The sequence below is a fragment of the Streptomyces sp. NPDC051172 genome (assembly GCF_040682555.1).
In the GTDB taxonomy this organism is placed as follows: domain Bacteria; phylum Actinomycetota; class Actinomycetes; order Streptomycetales; family Streptomycetaceae; genus Streptomyces.
On the sequence record NZ_JBFBBE010000001.1, the window covers coordinates 247,596 to 263,913 of the forward strand.

Sequence of the window (16,318 nt, forward strand, 5' to 3'; positions counted from 1 at the left end):
GACCGGCCTAGGATTCCGGCTCCAGCTCGGCCAGCCTGGCCACCGTCTCCTCGTCCAGTTCCGAGAGGGCCCGCAGCTGGTCGGGCGTGACCCCGTCGGGAATCGGCACCGGCGGGGGCGTCCTGAGCGGCGGCTGCCAGCCATCGGCGGCCGTCCAGCGTCGCACGACACGGGCGGGCGCCCCCGCCACCACGGCATGGTCGGGCACGACGCCCCGGACCACGGCGCCGGCGGCCACCACCACGTTCCGCCCGATCCGTGCGCCCGGCAGGATCACCGCACCGGTGCCGACCCAGCAGCCCGGCCCGATCTCCACGGGCTCCATGCGCGGCCACTGCTTGCCGATGGGCTGGTGCGGATCGTCGTACGAGTGGTTCGTGGACGTGACATACACATACGGCCCGAAGTAGCAGTCGTTGCCGATGGCCACCGTCGTGTCGGCGATGACGTGGCTGCCGCGGCCCAGCACGACACCGTCGCCGATGCGCAGGATCGGGTCGGGCCCGAGATCCAGGTCGGGCATCAGGCCCGCGGTGAGGGTGACCTGCTCGCCGACGATGCAGTGGGAGCCGATGTGGATCCAGGCCTCGCCGAAGACGGTGCCGAGCGGGAAGGCGAGCCGGGTGGCCTCGCCGATCGAGCCGAAGCGGAAGCGGCCGGGGTGCTCGGCCGTCACCGAGCCCGTGCGCTGCACCCAGGCCCAGCCCGTGTGGACGGCACGCTGCGCGAGGCTTCGCCGCCAGGATGAGAACGTGTTCTTGCTCTTCGGCACGGAGTCACCGTACTGAGCGTGCGGCGCCCTGATGCGGTCGAGGGCTTGTGATCTTCGCCCCACCGGGGTGGCGTACCGTGCGGTTGTATCGACACCAGGGAGAGGCAATGGGGCACAAAGCGTTGATCACGGGGATCGGCGGCAGGGAACCGAAGATCGACGGCGAGGCCTTCGTCGCGCCGACGGCATCCGTGATCGGGGACGTGACGCTTGAGGCGGGGGCGAGCGTCTGGTACGGGGCAGTGCTGCGGGGGGATGTCGAGCGGATCTCGGTCGGTGCTCAGGCCAATGTCCAGGACAACTGCACGCTTCATGCCGATCCGGGGTTTCCCGTCAGCATCGGTGAGCGGGTGTCCGTCGGGCACAACGCGGTGGTGCACGGGGCGACCGTCGGGGACGACTGTCTGATCGGCATGGGGGCGACCGTGCTGAACGGGGCTGTGATCGGGGCGGGGTCGCTGGTGGCCGCGCAGGCGCTGGTACCGCAGGGGATGCAGGTGCCGCCGGGGTCGTTGGTGGCGGGAGTGCCGGCGAAGGTGAAGCGGGAGCTGAGTGCGGAGGAGCGCGAGGGGGTCACACTGAACGGCACCTTGTATGCGGAGCTCGCCAAGTCACACCGGGAGATCCATCAGTCATAGTGCGGGCCGGCGGGGGCTGGTCGCGGTGGCGCTTCAGTCCCCGGCGGCCACAGGTTCCGGCTCCTGATGGGCCGCCTGCGCCTTCTTGGCCTTGCGCCTGATGAGCAGCATTGACGTGAGACCGATGAGCACCGCGACCACCAGCCCCAGATACGAGAACCTCTTCAGCCAGCCCTCGGCGACCACGCCCACGTAGTAGATGACCGCAGTCGTGCCGCCCGCCCAGCAGATGCCGCCGAGGACGTTGGCGGTCAGGAACTTCCAGTACGGCATGTGCAGGACGCCCGCGAGGGGGCCGGCGAAGATGCGCAGGAGGGCGACGAAGCGGCCGAAGAAGACCGCCCACATGCCCCACTTCTCGAAGGACTTCTCGGCGGTGGCGACATGCCCCTCGCTGAAGTGCTTCGGGAACTTCCTGCCCAGCCAGGCGAGCAGCGGGCGGCCGCCCTTGCGGCCGATCGCGTAGCCGATGGAGTCACCGATGACGGCTCCGGCGGTCGCGCACGCGCCGAGCACGATCGGGTTGATGCCGGAGTGCTGGGAGGAGAGCAGGGCGGCCGAGACCAGGATGATCTCGCCCGGCAGCGGGATGCCCAGGCTCTCCAGACCGATGACCAGTGCCACCACGGCGTAGACGGCTGCCGCAGGCACCGTGTCGAGCCACTCCTGGACGTGCAACGCCGGTTCCTCCCGATTTTTAACCCTTTGGTTCCTGTGTTCCCGGCGTGCGCCACACGGGGCGCACGCCGGGAAGCCTACCGGGTCAGCCTGTCGAGGCGCCGTCCCACAGATCGCACTGGTGTTCCTGATGGACAGTGGTGCTCAGGGTGTTCCCGCCCTTGGACGCGGTCTTCAGGGAGAGGACCACGCCCTGGCCGGCGGGCATCGGGGGCTGCCCCGCGGCCCGCGGCACGCCGTCCCGTACGAAGGATCCCCAGTACTGGACCATCTGCCGGGACAACGCCTTCTGCTCGGCGTTCAGCGGGCTCTCCAGTCCGAAGTGCCTGAACAGGTACTGGACCTCGTTGACGTGCGTCGCGCCGAAGTCGAAGTCCGTGTGCAGGTTGCGCAGGGAGGCGAAGGGCGGGGAGGTGCGGTCGGCGAACTCGTACGAGTAGACCGGGCCGCGGGTGGCGAGCAGGCCGTCGAGCCGCAGTGCCGGGCAGCTGAACAGGACGTCGCCCAGCGCGGTGGCGTAGCCGACGGTCGGCGTCGGGTAGGCCGACAGCGGGTAGCGCTGCAGTGCCTGTTCACCGAAGTTGTTCCGCATGACCTGCGGGTACTGCTCGGCGGTGAGCGGTGTGCCGTTCAGGTCGAAGCTGGAGAAGGCGAACAGCCGGCCCTCGTCCTTGTTCGATCCGTTGATCACGGGCACCCGGGCCGCGGTCCCCTTCGCGACGGCCTGTTCGGGCTGTACGGGCAGGAAGCCACCCCCGACCACCGGACCCCAGTCGAAGCCGCCCTGGGCCTCGAGGATGTCGCGCGCCGACTTGCCGCGCAGACACGCCACGTCGGCGCAGCCCAGCTTCTTCAGGAAGGCGGCCCCCTGTGTCACCGCGTCCTGGTGCGTACGGGCGCTGCAGTCGTCGTAGGCGCCGCTCTCGATGATCGCGCCGCGGAACAGACCCCTGGCCGTGGGTGAGGCCAGCTGGGTGCAGACCGAGCGGCCGCCCGCCGACTCGCCCGCGACGGTGACGCGGCCCGGGTCGCCGCCGAAGCGGCCGATGTTGGCGCGCACCCAGCGCAGCGCGGCCTGCTGGTCGAGCATGCCGAAGTTGCCGGAGACCCCGTCGTGGGTCTCGCCGTCGAGACCGGAGGTGGCGAGGAAACCCATCGCGCCGAGGCGGTAGTTGACGGTCACGACGACCGTTCCGGTCTGCCGTGCGAAGGCGTCGGGGACGACGTCCTGGCCGGCGCCGGCGGTCAGTCCGCCGCCGTGGAACCAGACCAGGACCGACCGTCCGGCGGGGCCTTGGGGGACGTACACATTGAGATCGAGACAGTCCTCGGTGTACGAGGGCCGGTCGTAGCCGGGGTCCCAACTCGAGCTCTGGACACACTTGTTGCCGAAGTCCTGGGCGGACCGCACCCCTTGCCAAGGCCGTACGGCGTGCGGCTCGCGCCAGCGGAGCCTGCCGACCGGCGGCTCGGCGTACGGGATGCCGAGGAACTGCCGTCCCTCAGCGGTGGTTTCGCCGCGCACCGGACCCGCTTGGGTGCGGACGACCGGGTCGCCGCCCGAGGGTGCGGCATGCGCCGCCGGGACGGGCGCGACGAGGGCCGCCGCGAGGGCCGTCAGGCCGATGACGATGCGTCGTATCACGTACCCACCTCCACGTTCGTACGCAACCGGAGATCACGCGAGGACGCCCCGACCCACAGGGCGCGCCGGCCGGTCCCGAGCACCCAGTCGTGACGCTTCGGGTCCCATGAGGACAATGTGCGCGCGGTGACTTCCACGGTGATCCGCCGCCGCTCCCCCGTCCGCAGGGACAGCCGCCGGTAACCGCCCAACACCCGTACCGCCTGGTCGAGTCGGAGGTCCGGCGAGGGCCCGACGTACACCTGCGGCACGGCGACGCCGTCGCGCCGGCCGGTGTTGCGGACGGTGAAGGAGACCTCGATGCCGGCCCGCGTCCGGCGGGCCCGCAGGTCCTCGTACGAGAAGGAGGTGTACGACAGTCCGTGCCCGAAGGGGAACAGCGGCCGCACTCCTTCGGCGTCGTACCAGCGGTAGCCGGTGTGGATGCCTTCGGAGTACTCCTCGGTGCCGTCCACGCCCGGGTAGCGGCGGGGGTCGCCGGCGACAGGGTGGTGTTCGTCGTCGACCGGGAAGGACTGGGTGAGGCGGCCTCCGGGGTCGCACTCGCCGTACAGGACGGCTGCGGTGGCGGCCGCGCCCTCCTGGCCCGGGTAGTACATCTGGAGCACGGCGCCGGTGCGGCGCAGCCAGGGCATCGAGGTCGAGGACGAGGTGTTGAGGACGACCGTGGTGCGCGGGTTGGCCGCGGTGACGGCCTCGATCAGCTGCTGCTGATGGCCGGGGAGGGCGATCGTGGTGCGGTCCTGGCCCTCGGTGGCGTCCTCGTAGGCGAAGAGGACGACGTCCCGGGCGGCGCGGGCGGCCTTGACGGCCTCGGCGACGTCCTGTGCGCGGGTCGCGCCGGTGCTGCGCCGCAGCCGGAACAGCAGCCTGTCGGCTCCTCCCTGCGCGGTGATCTTCAGGGTGTGGGGGCCCTTGGTGAGGGTGAGGGTCCTGCGGCGCACGGACAGCCCGTCGGGGGCGGCCGAGACCAGGCCGCCGGTGAAGAACTCGCCGTACCCGGAGGCCTGCGGGAACAGTTCGGTGCCGTCGAGGAGGACCTTGGGGCGGGCCGTGGGCGCGGAGGAGAAGTGCAGGACGAAGGTCCACTCGTCGTCCTCGGGCACGGTGAGCGTCCCGTCGTACGTCCAGACCTTGCCGGCGTCGACCCCCTGCCCCTCGCTGTCGAAGGCGGGGCTCAGCGCGGACGCCGGGACCGGCTTGCCGAACAGATCCTCGCCGAGGGCGTAAGTCGCCTTCCCCGCACGGGACTTGATGGCGTCCAGGGGGCTGTCGGCGTGGTCCGGCACGACGTGTGCGCTGCCGCCGCCGCTGACGAAGGGCAGGGCGCCGGTCGGTCCGATCACCGCGACGCTGCCGCCGCGGGCCAGGGGCAGCGTGTGGCGCTCGTTGCGCAGGAGGGTCGCGCCCGCCTTGGCGACCTCCAGAGCGACGGCGGCGCCCGCCGGTGCGTCGCGGTCCGGGCGCGGCGGGGCACTGCCGTCGAGGAGGCCGAAGCGGTCCATGACGGTGAGGATGCGGCGTACGGAACGGTCGACATGGCGCTCGGGCACGCTGCCGTTCTGCACGGCCGACTTGAGCGCCGTACCGAAGTGGGTGCCGTCGGGCATCTCCATGTCGAGGCCGGCGGTGATCGCCGCGACGGTGCTGTGCGCGGCGAACCAGTCGGTCATCACCCAGCCGTCGAAGCCCCACCGGTCGCGCAGGATGTCCGTGAGCAGGGTCTTGTTCTCGCATGAGAACGTGCCGTTGACCTTGTTGTAGGCACCCATCACCGCGCCGACTCCGGCGCCGACGGCCGCCTCGAAGCCGCGCAGTTCGATCTCGTGCATCGTCTGCTCGTCGACGCGCACGTCGATCGACATGCGGTCCTTCTCCTGGTTGTTCAGCGCGTAGTGCTTGACGGTGGCGATGAGGCCCTCGCCCTGGATGCCCCCGATCTCGGCGGCGACCATGCCGGAGGCGAGCAGCGGGTCCTCGCTGAAGGTCTCGAAGTTGCGGCCCGCGTACGGGGTGCGGATCAGGTTGACCATCGGGGAGAGCAGGACGTCCTGGCCGAGGGCGCGGCCCTCGCGTCCGATGACCTGTCCGTAGCGGCGGGCCAGGTCCGGGTCGAAGGCGGAGGCCAGCAGGACGGGGGCGGGCAGGGCGGTGGCGTGCCGGGTGAGGCGGACACCGGCGGGGCCGTCGGCGAGACGGAGCGGGGGGATGCCGAGGCGCTCGACGGCGGGGACGTAGCCGGCCTGGCCGAGCGACTTCGCGTCGGTGGCGCCGTGCAGGAGGGAGAGCTTCTCGTCGAGGGTGAGCTTGCCGATCAGACCTTCGACGCGGGAGCCGGCCCCCGCCTCGGGTCTGTCCAGTGCGTGCGCGGGGGGCGTGAGACCGCTGATGGCCGCCGTGGCGACGGCGATCGCGCCGCCCAGCAGACGCAGTGCGGATCTCCTCGAGACAGTGTCGGTCATGGGCCGTCACTCCTTCGGTGTGCGGGCACGACGATGTGAACCGCAGGCACGCCCGGCGACCCGGACTGCGTTCGGTATCTGAACGCAGTCTGCTTCAGGGCCGACCTGACGCCCCGTAGGGCACCGTGGGCGCGGCGGGAAAACTATGACCGTCAGTGACTCGTGTCAATGAAGCGAACAAGAAACACTCTGATGCCGACAAGAAACAAAGCTGGGGCCGCCCCGAAGCGGTGGCCCCAGCCGAGTTGTATGTCCCTGTATCCGCATCGATCAGTGCAGGGCGGTCCCGAGCTTTGCGGCCCTGTCCGCGACGGAGGTGACCGTGCCCAGCACGTCGACCGGGAGCGTACGCACCCGGTCAAGGGGCGCCGGCGGCGCGGAAGGCTCCGTTTCGCTGCCGACCTGCGCGAACCGCTCCTCGTACTGCCCGTCGCGGGGCTCGCTCCCGGGCCTGCGCTCCGGGGTCCGGGAGCCGGGCGGCTTCGGTGCGCCGCCGGGAGAGCCCTGGCCCGCAGGACGACCGCCGTCCTGGGATCCGCCCTGCTTCTCCGTGCGGCCGGTGTCGCCGAGGCCGACTTCAAGCGTCCACCGCTGCCCGGCGGAACCGTCCCGTGCGGTGACGACGACGTCCGCCCGCTTGCCCGGTGCCACGAGGAGTCCCTTGCCGCCGCGCAGCAGGAGCTCCCCGCGGACCGTGAGGTCGTAGCGCACCTCGCCCGCGTGCGCCACACAGTCGGCCAGGGTCACCGAGTTCCTGTCGGCGTCGGAGTCGAGGCACAGGGTGGGGTCGGCTTCGCTGCGGAGCAGACCGTCGTCCTGGTACGACCACTGCTGCGACCCGGCGGCGGAGCAGGCCGCCACTACGGCCGCGACACCGGGCCTGGGCCTGCCGCCCTCGACGTCGAGGCAGAGGTCGGCCTTCGGGTTGCGGAGCCTGCCGCGTCCGACTTCGACGGGCTGCCCCGCGGAGACGGGCGAGGGGGAGCCCACCGACGAGGTGTCCGCCGCGGAGGTCGAGGGGTGCAGGGTGCTGCTGCTGGGCGCTCCCCAGGTGACGCCCGAGTCGCGGACGGCGTTGTCGTCGGACCAGCCCTTGCTGACGAGCACCGTGGCGAGCAGGACGAGCGTCGTCAGACCGACACCCACGACGACGGCCTTGGTGTGTCTGTGCGGCGAGTCGGGCCGGTGCCGCCCGCCGGGACGCGCGCTGCCGCGCCCGGGCGTGAACGCCAGGTCTCCGCCGCGGCCGGGGCGGGAGTCGAGATAGCGCCGGGCACCCCAGCCGAGAACGGTCTCCGCGAGCAGCACCTCCAGGCCGTCCTCGAAATGACTGAGCTGTTCGGCGGCGTGACGGCAGTACCGGCACTCCATCAGATGCTGCTGGACATCCGGGAGCAGGGCACCGCCGCGGCGGATCGGGACATCCAGGAGGCGGTTGTAGAAGCGGCATTCCTTACCGGGTGCGAGTTCCCGGTGGGCGCGCACACAGCCCACCCGGAATTGCTCGCGCGCCTGCTCCAGAGCGGCCGACGCGGTGGGCGCATCCACCCCCAACAGACCAGCCGGTACGGTTATGGGTTCGGCCTCGACCTCCGAGTGCCACAGCAGGCATTGCGAGGCTCCCGGAAGTGCCCGGAATGCCCGCTCGGCGATTTGCCGCCTTTCGGGCGTCGCGGACCGCGCGGCACGCAGTCCGCGCCCGCCGGTCGGTTTGCGGAGTTCCGGCAGAAGAGCGGAAATACCGTCATCCGCGACCCACTCCTTGACGGTGTCCCGTACTGCCATGAGGAGTTGGGGTCGCAGGGCGCCGCCGCCCGGCCGGCTCAGCACCCGGTGGAAGGCGGCGGCCGCGGCCATCGATGCCGGACTCTCCCCGGAGGCAAGACATATGACTGCGTAGTCGTACGCGGCCCGCCAGTGCCGGGCCAGCAGCAGCGCGCCCGCACGGGCACCCGCGGCACCCGGGCCCAGCTGCGCGATGAGGTTGCGGTCGGACTCGGCAGACCCCGAGCCGGGACGTGGGGGGTACGGCGGTCGTGGGGGGTTGGGGGATTGCACTGAACCATTTCCTTCCAAGCCGCAGGACGGTAGGCGGATTTCGCGTCCATAGGAAAGCAGGCGCCTCTTTGGTGCATACCTATGTCGGGTCAGGTTCTGGGACCGCTACAGGGCCGTTCACTTTCGCACAATTGACGCATAGGCAACAAGGAGTTCGAGTGACGAAAGTTCAAAACGCGGCAACTTCAAATAAGTTACCGACGGTATCCGCACCCGCATTCGAAACAACCGTAGGGTGGTTGTCGAGTTGTGCACACCCCCGGGCGCTTGGTACACGAAACCTCCACTACCGGGCGGACCCACAGCGGGATCCCAAGTTTCTCTGTGCGGGCTCTCATCCGCGTGCGCCAGCATGGGCCGCATGAACGTCCCCCACGCCGCTTCCCCCCGTGCGGTCACCAAGGCCGTCGTTCCCGCCGCCGGCCTCGGCACCCGTTTCCTGCCCGCACCCAAGGCGACCCCGAAGGAGATGCTGCCGGTCGTCGACAAGCCGGCCATCCAGTACGTCGTCGAGGAGGCCGCCGCGGCCGGGCTCGACGACGTCCTCATGGTCACCGGACGCCACAAACGCGCCATCGAGGACCACTTCGACAACGCCTTCGAACTGGAACAGGCCCTTGCAGCCAAGGGCGACGCGGTGTGTCTGGACGCCGTGCGCGACCCCGCCCGCCTGGCCAACATCCACCACATCCGGCAGGGCGAGCCGCTCGGCCTCGGCCATGCCGTCCTGTGCGCCCGGCGCCACGTCGGCGACCAGCCCTTCGCCGTTCTGCTCGGCGACGACCTGATCGACCCCCGCGAAACACTGCTCAGCCGCATGCTCGACGTGCGGGACCGGCACGCGGGCAGCGTCATCGCCCTCATGGAGGTCCCGCCGGAGCAGATCCACCTCTACGGCTGCGCAGCCGTGGAGGCGACCGGCGAGGACGGCGTGGTCCGCGTCACCGGCCTGGTCGAGAAGCCGTCCCGCCAGGACGCTCCGAGCAGCTACGCGGTCATCGGCCGCTATGTCCTCGACCCGGCCGTCTTCGGCACCCTGGAGCGCACCCGGCCCGGCCGCGGCGGCGAGATCCAGCTCACCGACGCCCTTCAGGAACTGGCCGCGGGCGGCACGGTGCACGGCGTCGTCTTCGACGGTCTGCGCTACGACACCGGCGACAAGGCCGACTATCTGCGCACCGTGGTCCGCCTCGCCTGCGGCCGCGACGACCTCGGCCCCGAATTCACCGCCTGGCTCAAGGAGTTCGTCGCCGGACTGGAAGAAGGCACCGGTCCCGGACGCCGTCCGCTGGCGGCCTGAGACTGCGGTCCCTCGGGGGCTGTGACCTCAGCGCTCTCGCCGCGCGTCACCGGACCGAAAGCACACCGGGCCCGGGAGCGAGGTGCCTCCGGGCCCAGTGTGCAGGCATTGCTCAGCCGTTGGGACGCAGGGTCCACACCACGGTCATCTCTCCGGTGACGGCACCGTCGGCGCGCCGGATCTCGATCGACACGGGGAACTCGGGCCGCGCCCCGGCATCCAGCTCCGCGACGACATCGGCCACCGGGCGGCCGAGGGTCGCGGTGGCGGTGACCGCTCCCATCGCCAGCTTCTTGTACGCGATCTCGGCGCGCACCGCGAGCGGCACGGCCCGCGCGAGCTGCTCCCCGAAGGCGGCCAGCACGATCGTCCCGCTCGCGGTCTCGCCGAGGGTGAACATCGCGCCGGCGTGCGGCCCGCCGACGTGATTGTGGTACTCGCCCTGGTCCGGCAGGGCCACCACGGCCTTCTCGGGCGTGGTCTCCAGGAACTGGAGGTTCAGGGTCCGGGCCATCGGCACCGTCGCGGCGAGCATCTCGCCGATCGACATCTGGTCTGCGCTCATGACCAGCATGTTACCCACGAGTAGTCTTCGCTGGCCAGAGGGCTGTTTCGGAGGTGGTGGCCTGTGTGCCGGACGTACGCGATCCGCTGTGGAGCACCAGACCCGTGGCGGGTCCGTCGAGTACCGGGACGGTTCAGCCGATGCCGAACGCTCCGGCGGGGGGCTCCGGTGACGGCACTGCGTCCTCGTCCCGCACCGGGCGGGCGCCGGCGATGAAGGCGCGGATTCCCGGGCCGTACTCGACCCGTGCCGGGAAGGCGTCGGCTGCCGTGAGCCGGGCCAGGGCGGCCGTGTCGACGGGGTGGTGCGCGGCGACGAGTACGGCGTTGCCGAAGCGGCGCCCGCGCAGGACGGCCGGTTCGGCGATCACCACCACCTCCTCGAACCGAGTGGCAAAGGTGGCGAGTTGGGAACGGAGAAAGGCGAAGGGCGCCGCGTCGGCGAGGTTGGCCAGGTAGACGCCCCCGTCGCGCAGCACCCGCGCGGCCTCGCGGGCGTAGGCGACGGTGGTGAGGTGTGCCGGGACGCGGGAGCCTCCGAAGACATCGGCGACGATCACGTCCGCCGAGTCCGAGGGGGCCGCCTCCAGCCAGGTGCGGGCGTCGGCGGTGTGCAGGGTGACGGCCGCCCCGTCCGGGAGCGGCAGGTGCTCCAGGACCAGTTCCAGCAGGGCGCGGTCCGCCTCGACCACGTCCTGTCGCGAGCCGGGCCGGGTGGCGGCCAGGTACCGGGGCAGGGTGAGCGCGCCGCCGCCGAGATGCAGCACGTCCAGCGGGCTGCCCGGTTCGGCGACCGTGTCCAGGACGTGCCCGAGCCGGCGTGCGTACTCGAACTCCAGGTGTGCCGGCTCGTCCAGGTCCACGTACGACTGCGGCGCCCCGTCGACCGTCAGCAGCCAGGCCCGCTTCCGGTCGACGTCGGGCATCAGCTTGGCGGTGCCGTGATCGACGTCTCGGGTCACGGGTATCGGCTCGTCCACGGGTCCATTCTGCCGGGAACGGGAGCCGCGGGCGTGCCGTCCGGGCTCATGGGTTCAGGTGCCCCAGACCTCCGCCACCTGTCTCGCGTGCTCCTTCGCCTGTTCCCGTCCCGCCCGCGCCGAGGCCGCTCGGACCGCAGGATCCAGTGCATTGGGCCCGATTGCGTCCTTCGCGGCCGCCGAGGGTGTCACCACCGCGACCCGGGCGCCCTGTTCGGTGAGCCGTCTGCCCTGGTCGGCCGCCGAGGCGAGGGGTCCGCCGCCCGAGGCGATGGGGGCCAGGACGAGGACGCGTTCGTATCCGCTCGCCAGGTGGGCGTTGGCCGGTGAGTACACGCCGCCGTCCGTCCAGCGGCGGCCGTCGATGGGCCAGGCCGGCCAGACGCCCGGCACCGCGCAGCTCGCGGCGACGGCGTCCGCCAAGGGCACGCCGCTGTCCTTGGCGAAGACCCGGAGCGCCCCGGTCCCCGTGTCGACAGCGGTGATCCGGAGCGGACCGTCCGGCCACCCAGGAGACACCAGCCGGCTCTCGATCGCTGCCCGGCGTACCGCTTCGGAAGGTGTTCGCGCGCGCAGCGCCATCCGCCCGAGCTTGCGGCCGTACGCCTCGGGTGTGCGTGAGGTGAGCGTGGCCCAGACGAAGCGGGCGATCACACCGGGGCCCATGCGTGCGGGTATCTCACCCTCGGGTGCGGCCAGTTGACGTTCGTACAGCTCCTGGGGTGTGCGCAGCGCCAGGAGCTGGGCCGCAACCGCCGATCCTGCCGACGTACCGAACACCGCGTCGGCGTCCCCGAGATCGATGCCCGCCTCGGACAGCCCGTACACCATCCCGGCCAGCCATCCGATGCCGCCGACGCCCCCGCCGCCGAGTACCAACGCCCTGCCCGCCATGGTCTCCCCCGTCTCTCCACGACCCACGACTGCGTGTGCGATCAAGTCTTGCGCACGGCACTGACAATCGGCTCCGGACGGCCGGATGTGCGGCGCCCGCCCCCGAGGAGGCAGGCGCCGCACAGGCTCAGCCGACCGACGTCACCGTGCCCGCGCCGACCGTGCGGCCGCCCTCGCGGATCGCGAAGCCGAGCCCCGGCTCCAGCGGCACGTCACGGCCGAGCTCCACCGTCATGGTCACCGTGTCGCCGGGCCGGGCGAGGGCCGTCTCGCCGAGGTCGACGTCACCGACCACGTCCGCGGTGCGGATGTAGAACTGCGGCCGGTAGCCGCTCGACACCGGAGTCGTACGCCCGCCCTCACGCGTCGACAGGACGTACACGCGCGCGGAGAAGCGGCGGTTCGGCGCCACGCTGCCGGGCGCCGCCACGACGTGTCCGCGCCGGACCGCGTCCCGCGGTACCCCGCGCAGCAGCAGCGCCACGTTGTCGCCGGCCTGCGCCTCCTCCATGGGCTTGCCGAAGGTCTCCAGGCCGGTGACGACGCTCTCCAGCCCGGCGCCGAGCACTTCGACCCGGTCGCCCAGGCGGACGACACCGCGCTCGACCGCGCCCGTCACCACCGTCCCGCGGCCGGTGATGGTGAGGACGTTCTCGACGGGCATCAGGAACGGCGCGTCCAAGTACCGCTCGGGCATGGGCACATACGTGTCCACGGCGTCGAGCAGCGCCTCGATGGACGCCGTCCACCGCGGGTCGCCCTCCAGGGCCTTCAGCCCCGAGACCCGTACGACGGGCACGGCGTCGCCCCCGTAGCCCTGCGCGGTGAGCAGTTCGCGCACCTCCAGTTCGACGAGGTCGGTGAGCTCCTCGTCGCCGGCGTCGGCCTTGTTGAGGGCGACGACGATGTGGTCGACGCCCACCTGCCGGGCGAGCAGGACGTGCTCGGCGGTCTGCGGCATGATCCCGTCGAGCGCGGAGACGACGAGGATCGCCCCGTCGAGCTGCGCGGCGCCGGTGACCATGTTCTTGACGTAGTCGGCGTGGCCCGGCATGTCCACGTGCGCGTAGTGGCGGGTGTCGGTCTCGTACTCGACGTGCGCGATGTTGATGGTGATGCCGCGGGCGGCCTCCTCCGGGGCGCGGTCGATGCGGTCGAACGGCACGAAAGTGCCGGTGCCGCGCTCGGCCAGCACCTTGGTGATGGCGGCGGTCAGGGTGGTCTTGCCGTGGTCGACGTGGCCCATGGTGCCGATGTTCAGATGCGGTTTGGTGCGCACGTATGCCGTCTTGGGCATGGCGATACCTCGAAGCCTCTTCGTAGGAGAGATGGGGACCCCAAGGACTCGCCGACCCTCCCCCTGCGGGGTCCGCCGGACGATCCGGAGAGGGTCAGCTTCGGGCGCCGTCGACTGCGGCGACGAAAGTGGGAACGGCAGCCTTCGGGGCATCCGCGACTGCGGATGCTGCGAGGTGGAAGGCGTACCGGAACATGGGGTCGATCATTGCCGACGCTCTGCCCGGCGTCGAATGATTTTTCAGCTCATGGGAGTTCGGGCGGCGCCGAGACGGTTCAGGCCCCGATGTTCTTGAGCGCCTCCCGGACCGACAGCGGCGCGAACCGGCCGCGCTCCCTGATCAGGAAGGCCCGTACGGCCTCCGGGTCGGTCTTGGCGTACTCGCGCAGGCACCAGCCGATGGCCTTGCGGATGAAGAAGTCGGGGTGCCCGGACTGGCGCAGGCAGTAGGCGAAGAGCCGCTCGGTGTCGGTGCGTTCCTTGTAGCGCAGCTGGTGGAGCAGGGCGGTGCGGGCGATCCACAGGTCGTCGTCCGCGATCCAGGCGTCCATGTCCGAGGTGAGCCGGGGGTCGGCTGCGACCAGTGCACCCACGACATGCGCGGCGAGCGCGTCGACGGTGTCCCACCAGGGGACGGTGGCGACGAGGTGCCGTACCACCGGCAGGAAGCCGGAGGTGCACACGGGCGCGTGGCGGCGCAGATAGTCGACGGCGAAGTAGTGGTACTCGCGCTCGGGCAACTGCCAGCAGCGCAGGGCGATCGCAGTGCAGTCGCCTTCGTCCGGGCGCGGCAGGCCCGCCACGACGGTGCGGGACAGGGTCCGGCGCACGGGCGTGGTCAGGCCCAGGAAGGGGGCCACGTCCTTCATGTACGCACGCATGGACTCGGCGCGCTCCGGGTCGGCCGCGACGGCGTAGGTGGCGGTGAGCCGCTCCAGCACGGTGTCGGCGAGTGTGCTGAACGGCACATGCGGTGTGACCTCACCTGTGACGCTCATGGGACGAACCATACGGCGATCACACACAGGTGTCGGTTAGTGTCGCCGGATGCTCGATGCCACCACCCGCTCTGGGGGCACCGCCACGGCCTCTCCCCGGGCCGCCGCCGCGGAACTCGCCGGCGCCGTACCCGTACCGCCGCCGAGCCTCGGCGCGCGCTGCACGCGCGTGCTGCTCTCGCCGTGGTCGCGGCTGTCCCTGCTCGTCGTCCTGCTCGCCGGTGCCGCCGGTGCCGTGCTGCTCTTCCAGCCGCAGCGGATGCTGGCGAACGGCTGGCCGCCGCAGCTCGGCGGGGCAGCGACGGCCATGGTGTTCGCGGCGGCGTACGGGCTGTGCACGGTGGCGTTCGTGCCGCGCCCGCTGCTGAACCTCGGGGCGGGCGCGCTCTTCGGCTCCCAACTGGGGACCGGGACGGCCCTTGCGGGCACGGTGCTCGGCGCCGGAGTCGCCTTCGGGCTGGGCCGGATGCTGGGGCAGGACGCGCTGCGCCCGCTGCTGCGGGGCCGGCTGCTGAAGGCGGCGGACGGGCAGCTCAGCCGGCACGGGTTCCGTTCGATGATGGCGGCCCGGCTGTTCCCCGGGGTGCCGTTCTGGGCTGCGAACTACTGCGCCGCCGTCTCCCGCATGGGCTGGGTGCCGTTCGTGCTCGCGACGGCGCTCGGCTCGGTGCCCAACACCGCCGCGTACGCCGTCGCCGGCGCCCGCGCCTCCGCGCCGACGTCACCCGCCTTCCTGATCGCCATGGCCTGCATCGCCGTACCGGCCCTGGTGGCCGCGGTGGTGGCCTGGCGCAAGCGGCACCAGCTGCGCGGAGCCTGACGGCCCGCTACCGGAGATCATTCGCAGTGTTCCGGCCTTCAGGCCGGGGGTGAAGCGAATCCTGTGGCTGCGACGCGGAGCGTCGCGGTCTCGTTCCGGCGTGGCCGGACCCTGCTTCGTGATGGTGACGGATCGTCCACATGTTCCCGGTGACGACATGGGTTCGACGTGCCTAGTGTGATCGTCATGCAGCTCCGGTACGCCTTCAGGTTGTACCCCGACGCCGCTCAGCAGGCCGCGCTGGCCAGGGCGTTCGGGTGCGCACGCGTCGTGTTCAACGACACCGTGCGTGCCCGCGAGGACGCCCGTAAGGCCGGGGAGCCGTTCCCGACGGCCGGGCAGCTGTCCACATGCCTGATCACGCAAGCGAAACGGACTCCGGAACGGTCCTGGCTGGGTGAGGTGTCGGCCGTCGTGCTCCAGCAGGCTCTGCGGGACGCCGAGGCCGCCTACAAGAACTTCTTCGCCTCCCTCAAGGGCACCCGGAAGGGGCCAAAACTGGGCCCGCCCCGGTTCAAGTCACGCAAGGACGCCCGGCAGTCGATCCGGTTCACGGCCAACGCCCGCTGGAGCATCGACGCCGGCCGTCTGAACCTGCCGAAGATCGGCGCGGTGAAGGTGAAGTGGTCCCGCACCCTGCCCGCCGCCCCCACCTCCGTCACCGTCATCAAGGACGCGGCCGGACGGTACTTCGCCTCCTTCATCGTCGATACCGACCCCGCCGCCGACGCAACCCGGATGCCGGAGACCGACCGCACCATCGGCATCGATCTCGGCCTCACCCACTTCGCGGTCCTCTCCGATGGCACGAAGATCGACTCCCCGCGCTTCCTCCGGCGCGCGGAGAAGACTCAAGAAGGCCCAGCGGGAGCTGTCCCGCAAGCAGAAGGGATCAAAGAACCGGCCCAAGGCCCGTCTCAAAGTCGCCCGCGCCCACGCCAAGGTCGCTGACGCACGCCGCGAGTTCCACCACCAACTCTCCACGAAACTGATCGCCGAGAACCAAGGGATCGCCGTGGAGGACCTGGCGGTGAAAGGACTCGCGCGCACGAAGCTGGCCAAGTCCGTAAACGACGCCGGATGGTCGTCGTTCCTCAGCATGCTGGCCTACAAAGCCCAAGGCCGGGAAGTTAAGGATCTTCTGGTCGGTGTCGAGCGTGTCGGGTCAGCAGGCGAGGGCGTAGGTGGCGGGGCCGGTCTTGTGGATCAGGC

Annotated in this window: 13 protein-coding genes and 1 pseudogene; 4 read left to right on the forward strand and 10 right to left on the reverse strand. The window is 71.1% G+C overall.

Features of this window, described 5'->3' with window-relative positions:
- Window positions 1–7 precede the first annotated feature (7 nt).
- Window positions 8–772: an acyltransferase gene (locus AB0N07_RS01135; RefSeq protein ID WP_365830763.1), complete on the reverse strand. Its 765-nt coding sequence runs from the start codon at window positions 770–772 to the stop codon at window positions 8–10.
- A 107-nt stretch (window positions 773–879) separates the two neighbouring features.
- On the opposite strand from AB0N07_RS01135, the gene AB0N07_RS01140 reads away from it, so the two are divergent.
- Window positions 880–1,410, forward strand: coding sequence for a gamma carbonic anhydrase family protein (locus AB0N07_RS01140; RefSeq protein WP_365830765.1), 531 nt, complete (start codon window positions 880–882; stop codon window positions 1,408–1,410).
- Window positions 1,411–1,443: 33 nt separating this feature from the next.
- On the opposite strand, the gene AB0N07_RS01145 is transcribed toward AB0N07_RS01140, so the two are convergent.
- The 4 genes from AB0N07_RS01145 to AB0N07_RS01160 form a co-directional block, all read right to left on the reverse strand.
- Window positions 1,444–2,088 carry a DedA family protein gene (locus tag AB0N07_RS01145; RefSeq protein WP_365830767.1) on the reverse strand — a complete coding sequence of 215 codons (645 nt, stop codon included), beginning with the start codon at window positions 2,086–2,088 and terminating at the stop codon, window positions 1,444–1,446.
- A gap of 85 nt (window positions 2,089–2,173) precedes the next feature.
- A complete protein-coding gene (locus AB0N07_RS01150) occupies window positions 2,174–3,733 on the reverse strand; it encodes a carboxylesterase family protein (RefSeq protein ID WP_365830769.1) in 1,560 nt (519 codons plus the stop codon).
- Entirely contained in the window at window positions 3,730–6,195 is a 2,466-nt protein-coding gene (locus AB0N07_RS01155; protein WP_365830771.1) for a glycoside hydrolase family 3 N-terminal domain-containing protein, read from the reverse strand. The genes AB0N07_RS01150 and AB0N07_RS01155 overlap by 4 nt, the downstream gene beginning before the upstream one ends.
- A 270-nt stretch (window positions 6,196–6,465) precedes the next feature.
- Window positions 6,466–8,253, reverse strand: a complete 1,788-nt coding sequence (locus tag AB0N07_RS01160) for a ricin-type beta-trefoil lectin domain protein (RefSeq protein WP_365830773.1) — start codon at window positions 8,251–8,253, stop codon at window positions 6,466–6,468.
- Between the two features lie 352 nt (window positions 8,254–8,605).
- Here AB0N07_RS01160 and galU point away from each other — a divergent pair, with 352 nt between their 5' ends.
- On the forward strand, window positions 8,606–9,553 hold the full coding sequence (galU, locus tag AB0N07_RS01165) for a UTP--glucose-1-phosphate uridylyltransferase GalU (RefSeq protein ID WP_365830775.1): 948 nt from the start codon (window positions 8,606–8,608) through the stop codon (window positions 9,551–9,553).
- A gap of 112 nt (window positions 9,554–9,665) precedes the next feature.
- Here galU and AB0N07_RS01170 read toward each other — a convergent pair whose 3' ends face one another.
- The 5 genes from AB0N07_RS01170 to AB0N07_RS01190 form a co-directional block, all read right to left on the reverse strand.
- Window positions 9,666–10,118 carry a DUF4442 domain-containing protein gene (locus AB0N07_RS01170; RefSeq protein ID WP_365830777.1) on the reverse strand — a complete coding sequence of 151 codons (453 nt, stop codon included), beginning with the start codon at window positions 10,116–10,118 and terminating at the stop codon, window positions 9,666–9,668.
- A gap of 133 nt (window positions 10,119–10,251) precedes the next feature.
- Window positions 10,252–11,097: a fused MFS/spermidine synthase gene (locus AB0N07_RS01175; protein ID WP_365830779.1), complete on the reverse strand. Its 846-nt coding sequence runs from the start codon at window positions 11,095–11,097 to the stop codon at window positions 10,252–10,254.
- 54 nt (window positions 11,098–11,151) lie between these two features.
- Complete coding sequence (locus AB0N07_RS01180) at window positions 11,152–11,991, reverse strand: patatin-like phospholipase family protein (RefSeq protein WP_365830781.1); 840 nt, start codon at window positions 11,989–11,991, stop codon at window positions 11,152–11,154.
- Window positions 11,992–12,118: 127 nt separating this feature from the next.
- On the reverse strand, window positions 12,119–13,288 hold the full coding sequence (gene tuf / locus AB0N07_RS01185) for an elongation factor Tu (RefSeq protein ID WP_365830783.1): 1,170 nt from the start codon (window positions 13,286–13,288) through the stop codon (window positions 12,119–12,121).
- Window positions 13,289–13,563: 275 nt separating this feature from the next.
- The gene (locus AB0N07_RS01190; protein ID WP_365830785.1) at window positions 13,564–14,286 is read right to left on the reverse strand and encodes a DNA alkylation repair protein; all 723 of its coding nucleotides are present in this window, start codon (window positions 14,284–14,286) and stop codon (window positions 13,564–13,566) included.
- Window positions 14,287–14,335: 49 nt separating this feature from the next.
- On the opposite strand from AB0N07_RS01190, the gene AB0N07_RS01195 reads away from it, so the two are divergent.
- Window positions 14,336–15,106, forward strand: a complete 771-nt coding sequence (locus tag AB0N07_RS01195) for a VTT domain-containing protein (RefSeq protein ID WP_365830787.1) — start codon at window positions 14,336–14,338, stop codon at window positions 15,104–15,106.
- Window positions 15,107–15,292: 186 nt separating this feature from the next.
- Window positions 15,293–16,318: pseudogene (locus AB0N07_RS01200) on the forward strand (transposase); the annotation flags it as partial.